18 protein-coding genes and 1 pseudogene are annotated in these 16,407 nt (G+C 68.4%); 11 read left to right on the plus strand and 8 right to left on the minus strand.

From position 1 onward, the window contains the following. The 7 genes from mbhE to H0W40_RS15480 all read left to right on the plus strand — a co-directional run. Positions 1 to 854 (plus strand): hydrogen gas-evolving membrane-bound hydrogenase subunit E (mbhE, locus tag H0W40_RS15450; protein WP_292447861.1); only part of this gene is annotated, 854 nt, incomplete at its 5' end. Next, positions 851 to 1,222, plus strand: a complete 372-nt coding sequence (locus H0W40_RS15455; protein ID WP_367153828.1) for a Na+/H+ antiporter subunit C — start codon at positions 851 to 853, stop codon at positions 1,220 to 1,222. The genes mbhE and H0W40_RS15455, both read left to right, overlap by 4 nt. Continuing rightward, positions 1,219 to 2,916, plus strand: a complete 1,698-nt coding sequence (locus H0W40_RS15460) for a monovalent cation/H+ antiporter subunit D (RefSeq protein ID WP_292447867.1) — start codon at positions 1,219 to 1,221, stop codon at positions 2,914 to 2,916. Before H0W40_RS15455 ends, H0W40_RS15460 begins: the two co-directional genes overlap by 4 nt. After that, positions 2,913 to 3,419 carry a Na+/H+ antiporter subunit E gene (locus tag H0W40_RS15465; RefSeq protein ID WP_292447869.1) on the plus strand — a complete coding sequence of 169 codons (507 nt, stop codon included), beginning with the start codon at positions 2,913 to 2,915 and terminating at the stop codon, positions 3,417 to 3,419. Before H0W40_RS15460 ends, H0W40_RS15465 begins: the two co-directional genes overlap by 4 nt. After that, positions 3,416 to 3,685 (plus strand): K+/H+ antiporter subunit F, encoded by a 270-nt coding sequence (locus H0W40_RS15470; RefSeq protein WP_292447872.1) that lies wholly within the window; start codon positions 3,416 to 3,418, stop codon positions 3,683 to 3,685. The genes H0W40_RS15465 and H0W40_RS15470 overlap by 4 nt, the downstream gene beginning before the upstream one ends. A 9-nt stretch (positions 3,686 to 3,694) precedes the next feature. Next, a complete protein-coding gene (locus H0W40_RS15475) occupies positions 3,695 to 4,033 on the plus strand; it encodes a Na+/H+ antiporter subunit G (RefSeq protein ID WP_292447874.1) in 339 nt (112 codons plus the stop codon). Positions 4,034 to 4,246: 213 nt separating this feature from the next. Further along, complete coding sequence (locus tag H0W40_RS15480; RefSeq protein ID WP_292447877.1) at positions 4,247 to 5,017, plus strand: class I SAM-dependent methyltransferase; 771 nt, start codon at positions 4,247 to 4,249, stop codon at positions 5,015 to 5,017. A 99-nt stretch (positions 5,018 to 5,116) separates the two neighbouring features. Here H0W40_RS15480 and H0W40_RS15485 read toward each other — a convergent pair whose 3' ends face one another. Genes H0W40_RS15485 through H0W40_RS15495 form a run of 3 tightly spaced genes read right to left on the minus strand, consistent with a single transcriptional unit; the run spans position 5,117 to position 7,384 of the window. Continuing rightward, positions 5,117 to 5,653 carry a DUF2062 domain-containing protein gene (locus tag H0W40_RS15485; RefSeq protein ID WP_292447881.1) on the minus strand — a complete coding sequence of 179 codons (537 nt, stop codon included), beginning with the start codon at positions 5,651 to 5,653 and terminating at the stop codon, positions 5,117 to 5,119. Beyond that, complete coding sequence (locus tag H0W40_RS15490; RefSeq protein WP_292447884.1) at positions 5,650 to 6,732, minus strand: calcium/sodium antiporter; 1,083 nt, start codon at positions 6,730 to 6,732, stop codon at positions 5,650 to 5,652. The genes H0W40_RS15485 and H0W40_RS15490 overlap by 4 nt, the downstream gene beginning before the upstream one ends. A gap of 16 nt (positions 6,733 to 6,748) precedes the next feature. Further along, positions 6,749 to 7,384, minus strand: a complete 636-nt coding sequence (locus H0W40_RS15495) for a TIGR00645 family protein (protein ID WP_292447887.1) — start codon at positions 7,382 to 7,384, stop codon at positions 6,749 to 6,751. A gap of 243 nt (positions 7,385 to 7,627) precedes the next feature. On the opposite strand from H0W40_RS15495, the gene acs reads away from it, so the two are divergent. Beyond that, a complete protein-coding gene (gene acs / locus H0W40_RS15500; protein WP_292447889.1) occupies positions 7,628 to 9,601 on the plus strand; it encodes an acetate--CoA ligase in 1,974 nt (657 codons plus the stop codon). Positions 9,602 to 9,668: 67 nt separating this feature from the next. On the opposite strand, the gene H0W40_RS15505 is transcribed toward acs, so the two are convergent. Beyond that, entirely contained in the window at positions 9,669 to 9,977 is a 309-nt protein-coding gene (locus tag H0W40_RS15505; RefSeq protein ID WP_292447892.1) for a c-type cytochrome, read from the minus strand. A gap of 103 nt (positions 9,978 to 10,080) precedes the next feature. Between H0W40_RS15505 and H0W40_RS20060 the strand changes: the two genes are divergently transcribed. Continuing rightward, on the plus strand, positions 10,081 to 10,524 hold the full coding sequence (locus H0W40_RS20060) for a TIGR04438 family Trp-rich protein (protein WP_367153827.1): 444 nt from the start codon (positions 10,081 to 10,083) through the stop codon (positions 10,522 to 10,524). Positions 10,525 to 10,630: 106 nt separating this feature from the next. Here H0W40_RS20060 and ilvD read toward each other — a convergent pair whose 3' ends face one another. Further along, on the minus strand, positions 10,631 to 12,307 hold the full coding sequence (gene ilvD / locus H0W40_RS15515) for a dihydroxy-acid dehydratase (protein WP_292447895.1): 1,677 nt from the start codon (positions 12,305 to 12,307) through the stop codon (positions 10,631 to 10,633). Between the two features lie 87 nt (positions 12,308 to 12,394). Between ilvD and H0W40_RS15520 the strand changes: the two genes are divergently transcribed. Both H0W40_RS15520 and lgt read left to right on the plus strand, forming a co-directional pair. Further along, on the plus strand, positions 12,395 to 13,351 hold the full coding sequence (locus H0W40_RS15520) for a LysR family transcriptional regulator (protein ID WP_292447898.1): 957 nt from the start codon (positions 12,395 to 12,397) through the stop codon (positions 13,349 to 13,351). A 54-nt stretch (positions 13,352 to 13,405) separates the two neighbouring features. Continuing rightward, on the plus strand, positions 13,406 to 14,209 hold the full coding sequence (gene lgt, locus H0W40_RS15525; protein ID WP_292447901.1) for a prolipoprotein diacylglyceryl transferase: 804 nt from the start codon (positions 13,406 to 13,408) through the stop codon (positions 14,207 to 14,209). A 159-nt stretch (positions 14,210 to 14,368) separates the two neighbouring features. On the opposite strand, the gene H0W40_RS15530 is transcribed toward lgt, so the two are convergent. From H0W40_RS15530 to H0W40_RS15540, 3 genes and pseudogenes are all read right to left on the minus strand, one after another. Beyond that, positions 14,369 to 15,169 (minus strand): ABC transporter ATP-binding protein, encoded by an 801-nt coding sequence (locus H0W40_RS15530; RefSeq protein WP_292447904.1) that lies wholly within the window; start codon positions 15,167 to 15,169, stop codon positions 14,369 to 14,371. Between the two features lie 10 nt (positions 15,170 to 15,179). After that, the gene (gene ntrB, locus H0W40_RS15535) at positions 15,180 to 16,088 is read right to left on the minus strand and encodes a nitrate ABC transporter permease (RefSeq protein ID WP_292447906.1); all 909 of its coding nucleotides are present in this window, start codon (positions 16,086 to 16,088) and stop codon (positions 15,180 to 15,182) included. Between the two features lie 14 nt (positions 16,089 to 16,102). Next, positions 16,103 to 16,407: pseudogene (locus H0W40_RS15540) on the minus strand (nitrate ABC transporter substrate-binding protein); the annotation flags it as partial.

Genomic DNA, 16,407 nt, shown 5'->3' on the forward strand with positions numbered 1-16,407 from the left:
AGACCAGCCCGCGCGAATCCAGCCGCCGCCGGCGCGGCCGCGACGCGCTGCTCGCCCTGGCCGGCGGCGGCGGCATGGCCTGGATGACCTGGCTGATGCTCACACGCAACCACGAGTCGATCTCCTGGTACTTCCTGGAGCAGTCGGTGCCGGGCGGCGGCGGGACCAACGCGGTCAACGTGATCCTGGTCGACTTCCGCGGCTACGACACCTTCGGCGAGATCACCGTGCTGGGCATTGCCGCGGTCGGCGTGCTGGCCCTGCTCGACGGCATGCGCGCACGGCGCGCGGCGCGCGATCCGCAGGGCCGGCCCTGGAGCTTTGCCGAAGAGCCGCTGATGCTGCGCGTGGCCGCGCGGCTGGTGCTGCCCCTGGCGCTGGTGGCCAGCGCCTACATCTTCTGGCGCGGCCACAACCTGCCGGGCGGCGGCTTCATTGCGGGGCTCGTGACGGCGGTGGCCCTGGTGCTGCAGTACATGGCGCTCGGCCAGGGCCGCGCCGAGGCGGTGCTGCGCGGCGCCGGCGGCCTGCGCTTCACGCGCTGGGTGGGCAGCGGCCTGGCCATCGCCGGACTTACCGGCGTGGGCGCCTTCCTGTTCGGCCGGCCCTTCCTCACCAGCGCGCACGGCCATCCCACCGTGGCCGTCCTCGGCGAGCTGCCGCTGGCCAGCGCGGCGCTGTTCGACCTGGGCGTGTACATCACCGTGGTCGGCGCCAGCCTGCTGATGCTGTCGGTGCTCGGTGCGGCGAGCAAGGAGCCGCTCGCCCCGTCGTCGGGAGAACCCGACGGTGCCGAGCCGGACTCCACCGCCGCGGTCCGTCGCCTGCGGCAAGCAGCAGGGGAGGCGTCCTGATGAGCATGGAGTTCCTGGTCGCGACCGGCATCGGCTGGGTCACCGCCTGTGGCATCTACCTGCTGCTGCGCGGGCGCACCTTTCCGGTGGTGCTGGGCCTCACCCTGCTCGGCTATGCAGTCAACGTCTTCATCTTCGCGATGGGGCGGCTGTGGAGCGCGGCCCCGCCGATCCTGACCGAAGGGACGAACGTGGCCGACCCGCTGCCGCAGGCCCTGGTGCTCACCGCCATCGTGATCGGTTTCGCGACGACCGGCTTCGTGATCGAGCTGGCGCTGCGCAGCCGGCACGAGAGCGGCAGCGACCATGTGGATGGCCGGCCCGACGACCCTTTGCCCGAGCCGGTCGACGCAAAGGATCGCGTGTGACGGCCTTGTTCTCGACCCACCTGGCGATCCTGCCGGTGCTCCTGCCGGCCTTCGCGGCGATGCTGCTGCTGCTCATCGGCGACCACGGCAGCACCTCGCACGCCGGGCCGGGGCAGGGCAAGCTGCGCTGGGCCCGCATCATCTCGCTGACGTCGAGCGCGCTGCTGCTGCTGCTGGCCGCGCGGCTGGCCCTCCAGGCCGATGACGGCGCGCTCGAGGTCTACCGGCTGGGCGACTGGCCGGCGCCTTTCGGCATCGTGCTGGTCATTGACCGGCTCTCCGCGCTGATGCTGCTGCTCACCGCCTGCATCGCGCTGCCCGTGCTGGTGTATGCCAGCGGCGGCTGGGATTCGCAGGGCCGCTATTTCCATGCGCTGTTCCAGTTCCAGTTGATGGGGCTGAACGGCGCCTTCGTCACGGGCGACCTGTTCAACCTGTTCGTGTTCTTCGAGGTGCTGCTGATTGCCTCTTACGCACTCGTGCTGCACGGTCAGGGCCGAGAGCGCTTTCGGGTCGGCGTGCACTACGTGGTGCTCAACCTCGCGGCCTCGGTGCTGTTCCTGGTCGGCGTGGCGCTGATCTATGCGCTGACCGGCACGCTCAATCTCGCCGATCTGGCCCTGCGCGTGCCCGAGGTCAGCGGCCCGGAGGCGGCCGTGCTGCAGATCGCCGGGCTGATCCTGCTGGTGGTGTTCGGTTTCAAGGCGGCGATCATGCCGCTGTCGATGTGGCTGCCGGCGACCTATGCGGCGGCAAGTGCGCCGGTGGCTGCGCTGTTCGCGATCATGACCAAGGTGGGCGTGTATGCCATCGTCCGCGTGCATGGGGTGGTGTTCGGCGCCGATGGCAGCAGCGCGGTCGGCGCTGCGGGTGCTACTAACGTCGACGCCACTGCCGCCGCCGCAACCGCCGGCGCCACAACTGCCGCCGCCGCGGCCGCAACCGCCTTTTCGGTCGGCTCGCTGCTTCTGCCGCTGGCCCTGGTGACGAGCGTGATCGCGGTGCTCGGCGCCCTGGCCGCGCGCACACTGCCGCGGCTGGTGGCCTGGCTCACGGTGGTTTCGGTCGGCACCGTGCTCACCGCGCTGGGCGTTCAGGGCGCCGCAGCGTGGTCCGCGGGTCTGTACTACCTGGCGCAAAGCACCCTGGTGCTGGCCGGCATGTTCCTTCTTTCGGAGCTGGTCGGCGCACAGCGCGGCGACGTTGCGGATGAGCTCGACCCGGCCTCGCCGGTCGCCCAGCCGCAGCTGCTCGGCCTCATGCTGCTGCTCGGCGCCGCCTCGGTCGCGGGGCTGCCGCCGCTGCCGGGTTTCATCGGCAAGCTGATGATCCTGGAGGCCTCGGCGAACCACGCCTGGGTGGCGGTGGTGTGGATCGTGTTGCTGGGCGTGGGCTTCCTGACGCTGATCGGCCTGGCGCGCGCCGGCAGCATCCTGTTCTGGAACGTGCGCACCGAACTGCCGATCTGCAGCAACTCGGGCGCCAGCCCGCGGCTCGTGCTTGCCACCCTGGCACTGCTGGGCTCCGCCGTCGCCATGAGCGTGTTCGCCGCACCGCTGCAGCGCTACACCGCGGCCGCGGCGTTGCAACTGACCGACCGCGCCGGCTATGCACGCGCGGTGCTGGGCGAGCAGGACGGGCAGGTGCCCGACACCACGCGGCCCTATCGCATCGTTCCCGGAGCGCCACGATGAGTGAACGACCCAAGCCGAAGCCAGGCTGGCTGGCCCACCCGGTGCTCTCGCTGCTGCTGGCCGCGGCCTGGCTGGTGCTGCAGCAGAGCCTGGCCGTGCCGCAGCTCATCACCGCAGTGGTGCTCGCGCTGGTGCTGCCGCGGCTGCTGCACGGGTTTCTCGGCCCGGGCGCGCGGCTGCGGCGCGTGCCGGTGGCGCTGCACTTCGCCGGGGTGGTGCTGTGGGACATCGTGGTGTCCAACCTGATCGTCGCGCGCATCGTGCTGACGCCGGGCTCCGATCCGCAGCCGGCCTGGGTGCCGGTGGCGCTCGACATCCGCGACCCCACGGCCATCGTGCTGCTCGCCACCATCATCACCACCACGCCGGGCACGGTGTCGTGCGTGGTCGACGAGGACCGCCGCCGCATCATGGTGCATGCGCTCGACTGCGCCGATCCGGCGGAGTTGGCCGCGCAGATCAAGCAGCGCTACGAGCAGCCGCTCAAGGAGATCCTCGGATGATCGTATGGGCCCTCAATTTCGCGATGGGTGCCATCGGCCTGGCCATTGCGCTGTGCGGCTGGCGCCTGCTGCGCGGGCCGTCGGCGGTGGACCGCGTGCTGGCACTCGACACCCTCTACATCAACGTGGTCGCGCTGGTCATCCTGCTCGGCATCCAGCGCGCGACGCCGCTGCTCTTCGAGGCGGCGCTGATCGTGGCCATGCTGGGTTTCGCCTCCACCGTCGCGCTGGCACGCTACCTGAGCCGCGGCGACGTCATCGAATAGGAGTCAGGGATGAGCGATTTTCCGTTCTGGGTGCAACTGCTCATCGCCGCGCTGCTGGTGATCGGCGGCGCGTTCTCGCTGATCGGCGCCATCGGCATGACGCGCTTTCCCGACTTCTTCATGCGCCTGCATGCACCCACCAAGGCCACGACGCTGGGTGTCGGCAGCGTGCTCGTCGCCAGCATGGCGGCAAGCTGGGCGCAGGGCCTGGTCGGCGTGCACGAGCTGCTGATCGCGCTGTTCCTGTTCATCACCGCGCCGGTTTCGGCCAACCTGATGGCCAAGGCGGCGCTGCATCTGCGCTTGCCCTCGAAGGCGCCGCCGCCGGCCGACCTGCCGCGCGATTGAAGCCGCGTTGCGGTCGTGGGTTAAGGTACCGCTTGTTGCAAGTAGGGCGCGTCGCCACTGACGCGCATGCCTGCAGCCCCACTGGCGGCCCTCGAGGCCGACTGGCGCGGGTCGTGTGCTGTCGTGCGTGTCTGCGTGGGTCTGTCGTGGTTCGGGTCGTTCATCGGCCGGGTCGCCGCTAGTCGTCAACCCAGCGCATGGACAACCACAACGATGAATGCACCGATCCACAACATCAGCTTCCCCGTCAGCGAACCCGGAGCGCTCGCGCAGAACGAGGCCTATTTCCTCTTGCGCGAGGAGGGCCGCGAAGTACGGCTGCGCTTTCACGACTACGATGACATCTACCGTCGTCCGGGCCTGTACGAGCAGCTGTTCTACCAGCGCCTGCGCTGCGACTCGCCGCGCAAGGCGCACGACGTGTTGACCCGGGTGCTGCAGGACAACCAGGTCGAGCTGAGCAGCCTGCGCGTGCTCGACCTCGGTGCCGGCAACGGCATGGTCGGCGAACTGCTCGATGCGGCCCGCGTGGTCGGTGTTGACATCTCCCAAGCGGCCCGCGACGCCTGCGAGCGCGACCGGCCGAACGCCTACGACGCCTACTACGTCGCCGACATGAGCCAGCTCGATCGCGACACCGCCGAAGAGATGAAGCGCTGGCAGATCGACTGCCTGACCTGCATCGCCGCGCTCGGCTTCGGCGACATTCCGGTGCCGGCCTTTGCCAGTGCATTCAACCTCGTGCGCGACGGCGGCTGGGCGGCTTTTAACATCAAGGAGACCTTCCTGCACGAGAGCGACCGCTCCGGCTTCTCGCGCCTGGTCAAGTACCTGCTCGTCAGCGACACGCTGGAAGTCCACCACCTCGAGCGCTACCGCCACCGGTTGTCGATCGATGGCGAGCCGCTGTTCTATTACGTGCTCGTCGGCCGCAAGCGGTCCGACATCGCCAAGGGCATGATCGCCGAGTGCTCGCCCTTCTGACGGGCCGCGTCGACAAAGCGGCGCGTGCCGGCCCCCCCTCGCCTGTCGGCACGCCCCGGCTGCCGCCGGGGCGGGGCCCGGCACGAGGCGACGGGCGTGTCAGGGGGGTGGCGCGTTGCCGTCCCGGGGGTGTGCATGGTGCGGCCGCCACAGCAGCCACACCACCGAAAAGCCGACCACCGCGCTGGTGACGGCCATCGCCGCCAGGCCGACCATCAAGGGCGCGCCGGCCGCCTGCATGGATGCCCAGATGCCTTCGATGAAGCCCTGCTGGGCCAGCAGCGCTTCGGTCTCGCTCTCGATGCGCAGGGCGCCCGCTTCGTCGTCCGGTTCGCCGAGGATGAAGCGGCCGAGCTTGTAGGCCGCCCAGTAGATCGGCGGGAAGGTCAGCGGGTTGCTGACCAGCGTCGATGCGGCCGCAATGGCCACATTGGCGCGCAGCACGATCGCCGTGGTGATGGCGAACAGGAACTGCGCCACGGGAACCAGGAAGCCGAAGAACAGGCCGATCCCGACGCCGCGCGCCACGCTGCCGCGGTCCATGTGCCACAGCCGCTCGTCTTCGAGGTGGTGCGCCACGGGACGAAGCCAGCGCGAGGCGCGCAATTGCGCGCGAGTCGGCAACCAGCGCTTCACGGGGAGCGGGCCGGCCGCAACACCGCGACTACCAGCGTCACCATCGTCAAGGGTAGGGCGAAGCCGAGCATCACCGTGCTGTAGGCCGGCAGGGCATCGTGCTGACTGGCCGCGAGGATGAGGTAAGTGACATAGGCGGCGTAGTAGGCAACGAAAAGCAGGCCTTCCCAGCGCGCGATGCAGCGCCCGCTCAGGAAGACCGGCAGGCAGGCGAGTGTGGCGGCGAGCATCACCCAGATGTCGAAGTTGAGCACCGCGGCCGGTACGGTCAGGCCGGCAGCGCCGGAAATCAGGCTCGACAGGCCCAGGCAGCCGAGGATGTTGAAGACGTTGCTGCCGATCACGTTGCCGACCGCGATGTCGCGCTGGCCCTTCAGCGCCGCCGTGAGCGAAGCGGCCACCTCCGGCATCGACGTGCCGGCGGCGATGATGGTCAGGCCGATCACGAGGTCGCTCACGCCCAGGGCCTTGGCAAAGTCGACGGCCGCGCTGACGAGCGCGTTCGAACCGAGCACCAGTGCGGCGAGGCCGAGCACGATGAGCGCAATCTGCACCGGCAGCCGGTCGCCCCAGCCGTTGCGCGCGCCCGGCGCCGGGTGGGCGGCGGTGTCCGCATCCGCCGCGGCCTTGGTGGCGGCCCGGGACTGCCGCACGAGAAACACCGTGTAGGCCAGCATCAGCGCGAACAGCATCGCGCCGTCGATCGCGCTCAGCCGCTGGTCCAGCGCCAGCACCAGCAGGAGCAGCGACGCGCCCAGCATGATGGGCACTTCCTGCCGGATGAGCTGCGAGTCCACGACGAGCGGCGTGATCAGCGCCGACAGGCCGAGGATGAGCAGCACGTTCAGGACGTTGCTGCCGACGACGTTGCCGATCGCGATGTCGGTGCGGCCGTCGAGCACCGCCCCGACCGAGACCGCGAGTTCGGGCGAACTCGTGCCGAACGCGACGATGGTCAACCCGACGACCAGCGGCGAGATGCCGAACGACAGCGCCAGCTTCGACGCCCCGCGCACGAGCAGCTCGGCGCCGAGGATCAGGCCCGCGAGGCCGGCCAGGAACAGCAGGAGGCTTTGCATGGCTGCTCAGCCGCGATCAGTGTTCGCCGCGCAGAGGCGGCGTCATCATCCGGTCGGTCAAGGCGATGGCCAGCGCGGAGAGCAGGAAGGTGATGTGGATGAGCGTTTGCCACATCAGCACATGCTCGGTGTAGTTGGCGGCACTGATGAAGGTCTTGAGCAGGTGGATCGAGCTGATGCCGATGATCGCGGTAGCCAGCTTGACCTTGAGCACCGAGGCGTTCACGTGGCTCAGCCACTCGGGCTGGTCGGGGTGGCTTTGCAGGTTCATGCGGCTCACGAAGGTCTCGTAGCCGCCGACGATCACCATGATGAGCAGGTTGGAGATCATCACCACGTCGATCAGCGCCAGGACCACCAGCATGATCACCGTCTCGTTGAGCTGCGGCGCGGCGTAGCCGGTGATGGTGCCGGCGGCGTCGCGGATCGGCGGGAGCTGGTAGCCGATGCTGTTGACGAGCTTTTCCAGCGCAGCCTCGTTGCCGAACACCGCCTCGATCAGGTGAACCAGCTCGACCCAGAAGTGAAAGACGTAGACGCCTTGCGCCAGGATCAGCCCCAGGTACAGCGGGAGCTGGAGCCAGCGGCTCATGAAGATGAGGTTGGGGAGGGTGCGCAGTCGGGCGGAGGCGGTATCGGGGAGGGCGGACATGAGGGGGGCGCAGCAGGCGAAGCGCGGATTCTAGTGAAGGGGTCGTGCCGCCGCACGCGCGTGGAGCGTCACCGTCCGGCACAGCGGCTCGGGAACAGCCGCAGTGGCCGGCGCCGGCGGCTTCGCGCTAAAGTCGAACGGCCCTGCGAGTAAGCGCGTCGTAAGAGCGCGCTTCTATCGTGCGGTTCCTAAGAAAGCGGCCTGTACGAACGGCCCCGCCAAAAGACCATCAGGAGACCCGACATGTCCGACGCTGCCCAAGCCAAGCTTTACCCGCCTTCGGAAGCCGCCATGAAAGGCGCGCACATCTCGGGCATGGCCGCCTACGACAAGCTGATGGCCGAGGCCGAAGGCGACTACGAGGGCTACTGGGCCCGCCTGGCGCGGGAGTTCCTGAGCTGGAAGAAACCGTTCACGAAAGTGCTCGACAGCGGCAACGCGCCCTTCTTCAAGTGGTTCGAGGACGGCACGCTCAACGCTTCGTACAACTGCCTGGACCGCAACGTCGAGCGCGGCCTGGGCGACAAGACGGCGATCATTTTCGAGGCCGACGATGGGCAGGTCACCCGCACCAGCTACAAGGAGCTGCTGGCGCTGACCTGCCGGCTCGCCAACGGCCTGAAGTCCAAGGGCGTGAAGAAAGGCGACCGCGTCGTCATCTACATGTCGATGTCGGTCGAGGGCGTGGCGGCGATGCAGGCGTGTGCACGCATCGGCGCGCCGCACTCGGTGGTGTTCGGCGGCTTCTCGGCGCAATCGCTGCGCGACCGCATCAACGACACCGGTGCCGTCATGGTGCTCACCGCCGACCAGCAGTTGCGCGGCGGCAAGCAGCTCCCGCTCAAGGCCATCGTCGACGAAGCGATCGCCCTCGGCGGCTGCGAGAGCGTCAAGAGCGTGGTGGTAGTCAAGCGCACAGGCAGCGACATCGGCTTCGACAAGTCGCGCGACGTGTGGATGACCGATCTGCTGTCCGGGCAGGCCGAGACCTGCGAGCCGGAATGGGTCGGCGCCGAGCACCCGCTCTTTCTGCTGTACACCTCGGGCTCGACCGGTAAGCCCAAGGGCGTGCAGCACTCCACCGGTGGCTATCTGCTGCACGCGGCGCTGACCACGAAGTGGACCTTCGACCTCAAGCCCGACGACGTGTTCTGGTGCACGGCCGACATCGGCTGGGTCACCGGCCACACCTACATCACCTACGGGCCGCTGGCGCTCGGTGGCACCGAGGTGGTTTTCGAAGGCGTGCCCACGTATCCGGACGCCGGACGTTTCTGGAAGACGATCGAGAAGCACAAGGTGACCGTGTTCTACACCGCGCCGACCGCGATCCGCTCGCTCATCAAGGCGGCGGAGGGCACGGCCGAGGCGCACCCGCGCAACTACGACCTGACCAGCCTGCGCATCCTCGGCACCGTCGGCGAGCCGATCAACCCGGCCGCGTGGGAGTGGTATCACCAGCACATCGGCGGAGGCCGCTGCCCGGTCGTCGACACGTGGTGGCAGACGGAAACCGGCGGCCACATGATCACGCCGCTGCCGGGCGCCACACCGCTCGTCGCAGGCTCGTGCACCCTGCCTTTTCCCGGCATCACCGCCGCGATCGTCGACGAGACCGGCAAGGACGTGCCGAACGGGCAGGGCGGCATCCTGGTGGTGAAGAAGCCCTGGCCGGGGATGATCCGCAACATCTGGGGCGACCCCGAGCGCTTCAAGAAGAGCTACTACCCCGAAGACTTCCAGGGCCGCTACTACCTGGCCGGCGACGGCGCGATCCGTGACGCCCAGACCGGCTACTTCACCATCACCGGCCGCATCGACGACGTGCTCAACGTCAGCGGCCACCGCATGGGCACGATGGAAATCGAAAGCGCGCTGGTCTCGCACCGGGAGCTGGTGGCGGAGGCAGCGGTGGTCGGCCGCCCCGACGACACGACGGGCGAGGCCATCTGCGCCTTCGTCGTCCTGAAGCGCCCGCGCCCGACCGGCGAGGAAGCACGGAAGATCGCTGCCGAGCTGCGCGCCTGGGTCGGCAAGGAAATCGGCCCCATCGCCAAGCCCAAGGACATCCGCTTCGGCGACAACCTGCCCAAGACGCGCAGCGGCAAGATCATGCGGCGCCTGCTGCGCTCCATCGCCCGGGGCGAGGCGATCACGCAGGACATCTCGACCTTGGAGAACCCGGCGATCCTCGAGCAGTTGGCGCAGGCCAACTGAGGCTGTCGCGGTCCGCCAAAGAAAAAGCCCGCGCGAGCGGGCTTTTTCTTTTGGAACCGGCGTCGGCTTACTTCGTATTGAGCACCCACGTCACCAGTTGCTTGGCTTCTGCCTCGCTCACCTGGGGATTGGCGGGCATGGGAATCTGGCCCCACACGCCGGAGCCGCCTTTGAGCACCTTGGTCGTGAGGCCTGCCGCCGCATCCTTGTCGCCCGCGTATTTGGCGGCCACGTCCTTGAAGCTGGGTCCGATCAGCTTCTTGTCCATGGCGTGACAGGCCATGCAGTTCTTCTTCTGTGCGAGCTCAGGACTGGCCAGCACGGGCGACGCAGCCAACATGCCAAGGAAAACACACAAGGAGGGCTTGAGCTTCATGACGTCCTTTCGGCGTGAATACCGGGGGGTTACAGTGACCGGCGCATTGTAGTGAGCGCGCGCGCTGTCGCGGCTGACGCAATGCCAGAGGAGAGGCCGTCGTATGTGGTTCGTGATTTCCGGTGTGCTGCTCATCGCGCTGAAGCTGGCGGATGTGGGCCCGTTCGGGGCCTGGTCGTGGTGGTGGGTGCTGTCGCCTTTCGCGCTGGCGACGGTCTGGTGGTGGTGGGCCGATTTCACCGGCTACACCAAGCGCCGCGAGATGGACAAGATGGACGCCAGGAAACTGGCACGCCGACGCAAGTCGCTCGAAGCACTGGGCCTGGACCCGCGGGCCTACGACAAGCAGCAACGCAAGGCCATGGCCTTTCGCAATTCGCGCCAGCGCCAGGCTGACAAGGTGGAAGGCAAGCGCGGCGCCAAGCGCCAGGAGCAGCGCGACTCCATCCTGAGCAGCCGCTTCGACTCGGGCCATGCCAGCAGCGGGATCGACAGCGTGCAGGCCACCCAGCAAGCCACTCGACAGCCGGTGGACAGCAAACGCTGAATACATCACGGGCGACCCGGCCCGGACAGCGAAACGGCGACCGCAGGGGTCGCCGTTTCGCTTTGTGCGCCCTGCGCCGCAGCGTAGGTGCCCGCCGCCCTGGCCGCTACCGGTCCAGCACCGCGCCGGTGCTGGCGCTCGATGCGTTCTTCGCGAACTTGGCGAGCACGCCGCGCGTGTAGCGCGGCGCGGGCGGCTGCCAGGCGGCGCGCCGCCGCGCCAGCTCGTCGTCTCCCACATTGAGCTGCAGCGTGAGCGTGTGCGCGTCGATGGTGATCGAGTCGCCCTCCTGCACGAGCGCGATGTTGCCGCCGGCCGCCGCTTCCGGCGCCACGTGGCCGACCACCATGCCCCAGGTGCCGCCCGAGAATCGCCCGTCGGTGATGAGCCCGACCGATTCGCCCAGCCCCTGGCCGATCAGCGCGCCTGTGGGCGCCAGCATCTCCGGCATGCCTGGGCCGCCCATGGGGCCGAGGTAGCGCAGCACCATCACGTCGCCCGCCTTGATCTGCTTGGCCATGATGGCCGCCAGCGCCGACTGCTCGTCGTCGAACACCCGCGCCGGGCCGGTGATGACGGGGTTCTTCAAGCCGGTGATCTTGGCCACGCAGCCTTCGGGTGAAAGATTGCCGCGCAGGATGGCGAGGTGGCCCTCGGCATACATCGGCTTGCCGATGGGGCGGATCACATCCTGGTCGGCGCGCGGCGCATCGGGCAGTTCGGCCAGGTTCTCGGCCACCGTCTTGCCGGTGATGGTGATGCAGTCGCCGTGCAGCAGGCCCGCTGCCAGCAGCGTCTTCATGACCTGCGGAATGCCGCCCGCGCGGTGCAGGTCCACCGCAAGGTAGCGGCCGCTGGGTTTCAGGTCGCACAGCACCGGCGTGCGGCGGCGCACGCGCTCGAAGTCGTCGATGGTCCACTCGACTTCGGCCGCGTGGGCGATGGCGAGAAAATGCAGTACCGCATTGGTCGAGCCGCCCGTGGCCATGATCACCGCCACCGCGTTCTCGAGCGATAGGCGGTTGACGATGTCGCGCGGCTTGAGGTCCTTCTTCACCGCCTCGACCAACACGCGCGCCGCTTCCTTGGCGTTGCCGACGATCTCGTCGTGCACGTTGGCCATCGTGCTCGAGTACGGCAGCGACAGACCCAGCGCCTCGAAGGACGAACTCATCGTGTTGGCGGTGTACATGCCGCCGCAGGAGCCGCTGCCCGGGATGGCGCGGCGCTCGATCTGGCAGAAGTCCTCCTCGCTCATGTTGCCGGCCGAGAACTGCCCGACCGCCTCGAACACGCTGACGATGTTGAGATCCTGGTCCTTGTAGCGGCCCGGCAGGATGGTGCCGCCGTAGACGTAGATGGACGGCACATTGGCGCGCAGCATGCCCATCATGCCGCCGGGCATGTTCTTGTCGCAGCCGCCGACGACCAGCACGCCGTCCATCCACTGGCCGCCGACACAGGTCTCGATGCAGTCGGCGATCACCTCGCGCGAGACCAGCGAGTACTTCATGCCTTCGGTGCCCATCGCCATGCCGTCACTGATGGTCGGGGTGCCGAAGATCTGCGGATTGCCGCCCGCCTCGCGGATGCCTTCGACGGCTGCGTCGGCAAGCTTCTGCAGGCCGGAGTTGCAGGGCGTGATGGTCGAGTGCCCATTGGCGACGCCGATCATCGGCTTCTTGAAGTCGGCCTCCTGGTAACCCATGCCGTAGTACATCGAGCGGTTCGGTGCACGGGCCACGCCCTCGGTGATGTTCTTCGATCGGCGGTTGCTGCTCATGGCGGTCTCCTTGACGAGGCGAAAGTATCGGCCGGGCTCATGGTCTTGTCCAATATATGCAGCTCTATTCATTGATATGCTGAGCAGATGAATACCGGGCTCATTGACCTGCGTGCCTGGCGCCAGTTCGTGGCCGTGGCGGAGTTGCTGCATTTCGGCCGCGCGGCTGCACGATTGAGCATGACGCAGCCGCCGCTGAGCATGGCGATCCAGCAGCTCGAGGGCCGACTCGGCGTGCGCCTGTTCGAGCGCAGCCGCCGCAGCGTCGCGCTCACGCCGGCCGGGGCGGCGCTGCTCGGCCCGGTGCGGGAGTGGCTGGCGCAGGGTGAAGCGCTGGCGGCACGGGCCCGGGCCGCCGGCGGAGGCGAGGTCGGCCGTTTGCGGCTCGGCTTCGTATCGACGCTCGGCTTCGGCCCCTTGCCCGGTTGGCTGCGCGGCTTTCGCGAGCGCCATCCGGGCATCGAGATCGCCCTGCGCGAGGCCACCACCGATGTGCAGCGCGAGGCCTTCGCACAGGGCGAACTGGACGCGGGCTTCATGCTGCACGCCGGCGGCATCGCGGCGGAGGTCGAGGTGCAGGGGCTCATGGCGCTGCGCGTGTCCGAAGAGCCCTTGGTGCTGGCACTGCCCGAGATGCACACGCTCGCCGCGGCACCGCGCCTCGGCCGCGCCGCGCTGCCGGCCCTGCTGGCTGAGCCGCTGGTGATCTTTCCGCGCGCCGTGGCGCCTTCGCTGTTCGACGCGGTGCTCGCTTGCTATCACCGCCACCGGGCCGTCCCGGTCATTGCACAGGAAGCGATCCAGATGCAGACCATCGTCAACCTGGTCTCCGCCGGGCTCGGCATCGCGTGGGTGCCCGAGGCGATGACGCAGTTGCAGCGGCCCGGCGTTGTCTACCGGTCCTTGCCCGCTGCCCTGGCTGCCGCGGCGCCGCGCTGCCAGAGCAGCCTGGTGTGGCAGCGCGATGCGCCGGCCGTGGTGGAACGCTTCGTCGGCTTTGTCCGGGCGTCGCTGCGCGGCGCGCGGGCGGGCCGCGCTGCCTGAGCCTTCCGAGGCGCTCGGGTATCGTTCGCGGCCGCCCATTGCACCCCGCCGCCCATGCTGGTTCATCCGCAGTTCGACCCCATCGCCCTGGAACTCGGGCCGCTGGCCATTCACTGGTACGGCCTGACCTACCTGGCCGCGTTCGGGCTGTTCGTGTGGCTGGCGACGATCCGCGCGAGCCGGCCGCCCTACAGCACGGCCGGCTGGACGCGCCGGGATGTCGAGGACCTGTTGTTCTACGGTGTGCTCGGCGTCATCGTCGGCGGGCGCATCGGCTACGTGCTGTTCTACAAACCTGGCTACTACGCCGACAACCCGCTCGAGGCGCTGGCTGTGTGGAAGGGCGGCATGGCCTTTCACGGCGGCATGCTCGGTGTGTTCGTGGCCATGGCGCTTTTCGCACGGGCGCGTGGCCGGCGATTCTTCGAGGTGACGGACCTGATCGCCCCTTGCGTGCCGACCGGGCTGGCCATGGGGCGCCTGGGCAACTTCATCAACGGTGAGCTGTGGGGGCGCGCCGCAGACCCGTCGCTACCGTGGGCGATGATCTACCCGCAGTCGGGCAGCAGCATCCCGCGTCATCCCTCGCCGCTGTATCAGTTCGCGCTCGAAGGGCTGTTGCTGTTCGCCTTGCTGTGGTGGTATGCCCGCAAGCCGCGCGCGACCGGCAAGGTGTCGGGCGCGTTCCTCGTGGGCTATGGCGTGCTGCGCTTCATTGCCGAATATTTCCGCGAGCCCGACGCATTTCTCGGCCTGTTGGCCTGGAATCTGAGCATGGGCCAGTGGCTGTGCCTGCCGATGGTGGCGGCCGGCGTCGCGATCTGGGTCTGGGCCGGTCGCCGGGCCGAGGTGCGCTGACGAAGGCGGTGCATGCTGCACCGGCGCTGTGCGCTGGCAAAAAAAACGCCCGGCGAGGAGGCCGGGCGTTGACGAAGGGCCGGGGGCCCTGCTGAGGAGACAGCGACCGCGCTCCGAGAAGCGCCGTCGCTCGAATGTTGCAAGTCGCGTGCCGTGCGCTCAGGCGGCCTGGCGCTCCACGTGGCCGTGCCGCCGGTACAGAAAGTCCAGCACCTGCTTGCGGCAGTGCACGTAGCCGGCGTCTTCGGCGAGCGCGACGCGGTCGCGGGGCCGGGCCAGATCGACGCGCAGCACCTCCCCGATCGTGGCGGCCGGGCCGTTGGTCATCATGACGATGCGGTCGCTGAGCAGGACCGCCTCGTCCACGTCGTGGGTCACCATCACCACCGTGCTGCGGGTGCGCGCCACGATCTTGAGCAACTCGTCCTGCAGGTAGGCGCGGGTCAGGGCGTCGAGCGCGCCGAAGGGCTCGTCCATCAGCAGCACCTTGGGCTCCATCGCCAGCGCGCGGGCGATGCCCACGCGCTGTTTCATGCCGCCCGAAATCTCGTGCGGCCGCTTGGCGCTCGCGTGGCCCATGCCGACGAGCTCGAGCGCGGCCGTGGTGCGGGCCTTCAACTGCGCGCGGCTCTCGCGGGCGCCGAACACGCGCTCGACGCCGAGGTGCACGTTCTCGAAGCAGCTCAGCCAAGGCAGCAGCGAATGGTTCTGGAACACCACCGCGCGCTCCGGGCTGGGCGCTGCGATCTCGCGGTTGTCGCAGAACAAGGCCCCGCTGGTCGGCGTGAGCAGCCCGGCGAGCAGGTTGAGCAACGTCGACTTGCCGCAACCGGAGTGGCCGATCAGGGTGACGAACTCGCCGCGCTCGACCTGCAGGTCGATTCCCTGCAGCGCATGAAAGCGGCCCTTGCGGGTGGTGAACACCATCTCCGCCTTCTGTACTTCGATGAAATGATTCATGACAGTCCCTTCAGTCGTCGTAGCTGAAACGCCGCGCCACCAGCATCAGCGCTTGCTCGAGCAGCAGTCCGACGATGCCGATGACGAAGATCGCGATCAGGATGTGGGCCACGTTGAGGTTGTTCCACTCGTCCCAGACCCAGAAGCCGATGCCCACGCCGCCGGTCAACATCTCGGCCGCCACGATCACCAGCCAGGCGGTGCCCACCGACAGCCGCACGCCGGTCAGCATGTAGGGCAGCACGGCGGGGAACAGGATCCGCGTGATGACCTTCCACTCGCTCAAGTTGAGTACCCGCCCGACGTTCAGGTAGTCCTGCGGCACGCGCTGCACACCGACCGCGGTGTTGATGACCATTGGCCAGATCGAACAGATGAAGATCGTCCAGATCGCCGCCGGGTTGGCGCTCTTGAACACCAGCAGGCCGATCGGCAGCCAGGCCAGCGGCGAGACCGGCCGCAGCAGGCTGATCAGCGGCGAGACCATGTGGTTGAAGACGGCGAAGCGGCCGATCATGAAGCCGGCCGGGATGCCGACCAGCGCCGCCAGGCCGAAGCCCATGCCCACCCGCTCCAGCGAGAACAGCACGTTCCAGCCGATGCCCTGGTCGTTCGGGCCGTTGTCGTAGAAGGGGTCGCTGAACAGCACGGCGGCCGCCTGCCAGGTCGCCGCGGGTGTCGGGAAGGCGCTGCCTTCCTTCATCGTCAGAAGCGCCCAGATGCCGATCAGCAGCGCCGCGCCCATTACCGGCGGCAGCACGCGCAGCGCGAGACCGCGCCAGTCGAAGGGCTCGCGGGGCGCGCGGACTGCTGGCGGTGTGGCGGCGGGTTGCGCAAGCGCAGCCGCCTTGGCGCGAACTGCGGCAGGTCCCTGAGCCGGGGCGCAGGTGGAGGGGTTGTGGAACACGGCACTAACCATCTCGTGCTCCTTGCTCAGACCTTGGCCTTGAAACCGTCGGCGTAAGCCTTCGGGTTCTTGCCGTCCCAGACGATGCCGTCGAGCAGCTTGCTGCTGCGCATCGGGTCCGCGGGCACGCTGATCTTCAGGGCGCCCGCCGCTTCCTTGTAGAGCGCGATCTGGTTGATCTGCTGCGCCACCGCCAGATAGTCCGGGTGTTCCTTGAGCAGACCCCAGCGCTTGTGCTGGGTCAGGAACCACATGCCGTCGCTGAGGTAGGGAAAGTTCACCGCGCCGTCGTTGAAGAACTTCATGTGGTTCGGGTCGTCCCAGCTCTTGC

It is taken from the genome of Methylibium sp., assembly GCF_013817345.1.
Taxonomy (GTDB): Bacteria; Pseudomonadota; Gammaproteobacteria; order Burkholderiales; family Burkholderiaceae_C; genus Methylibium.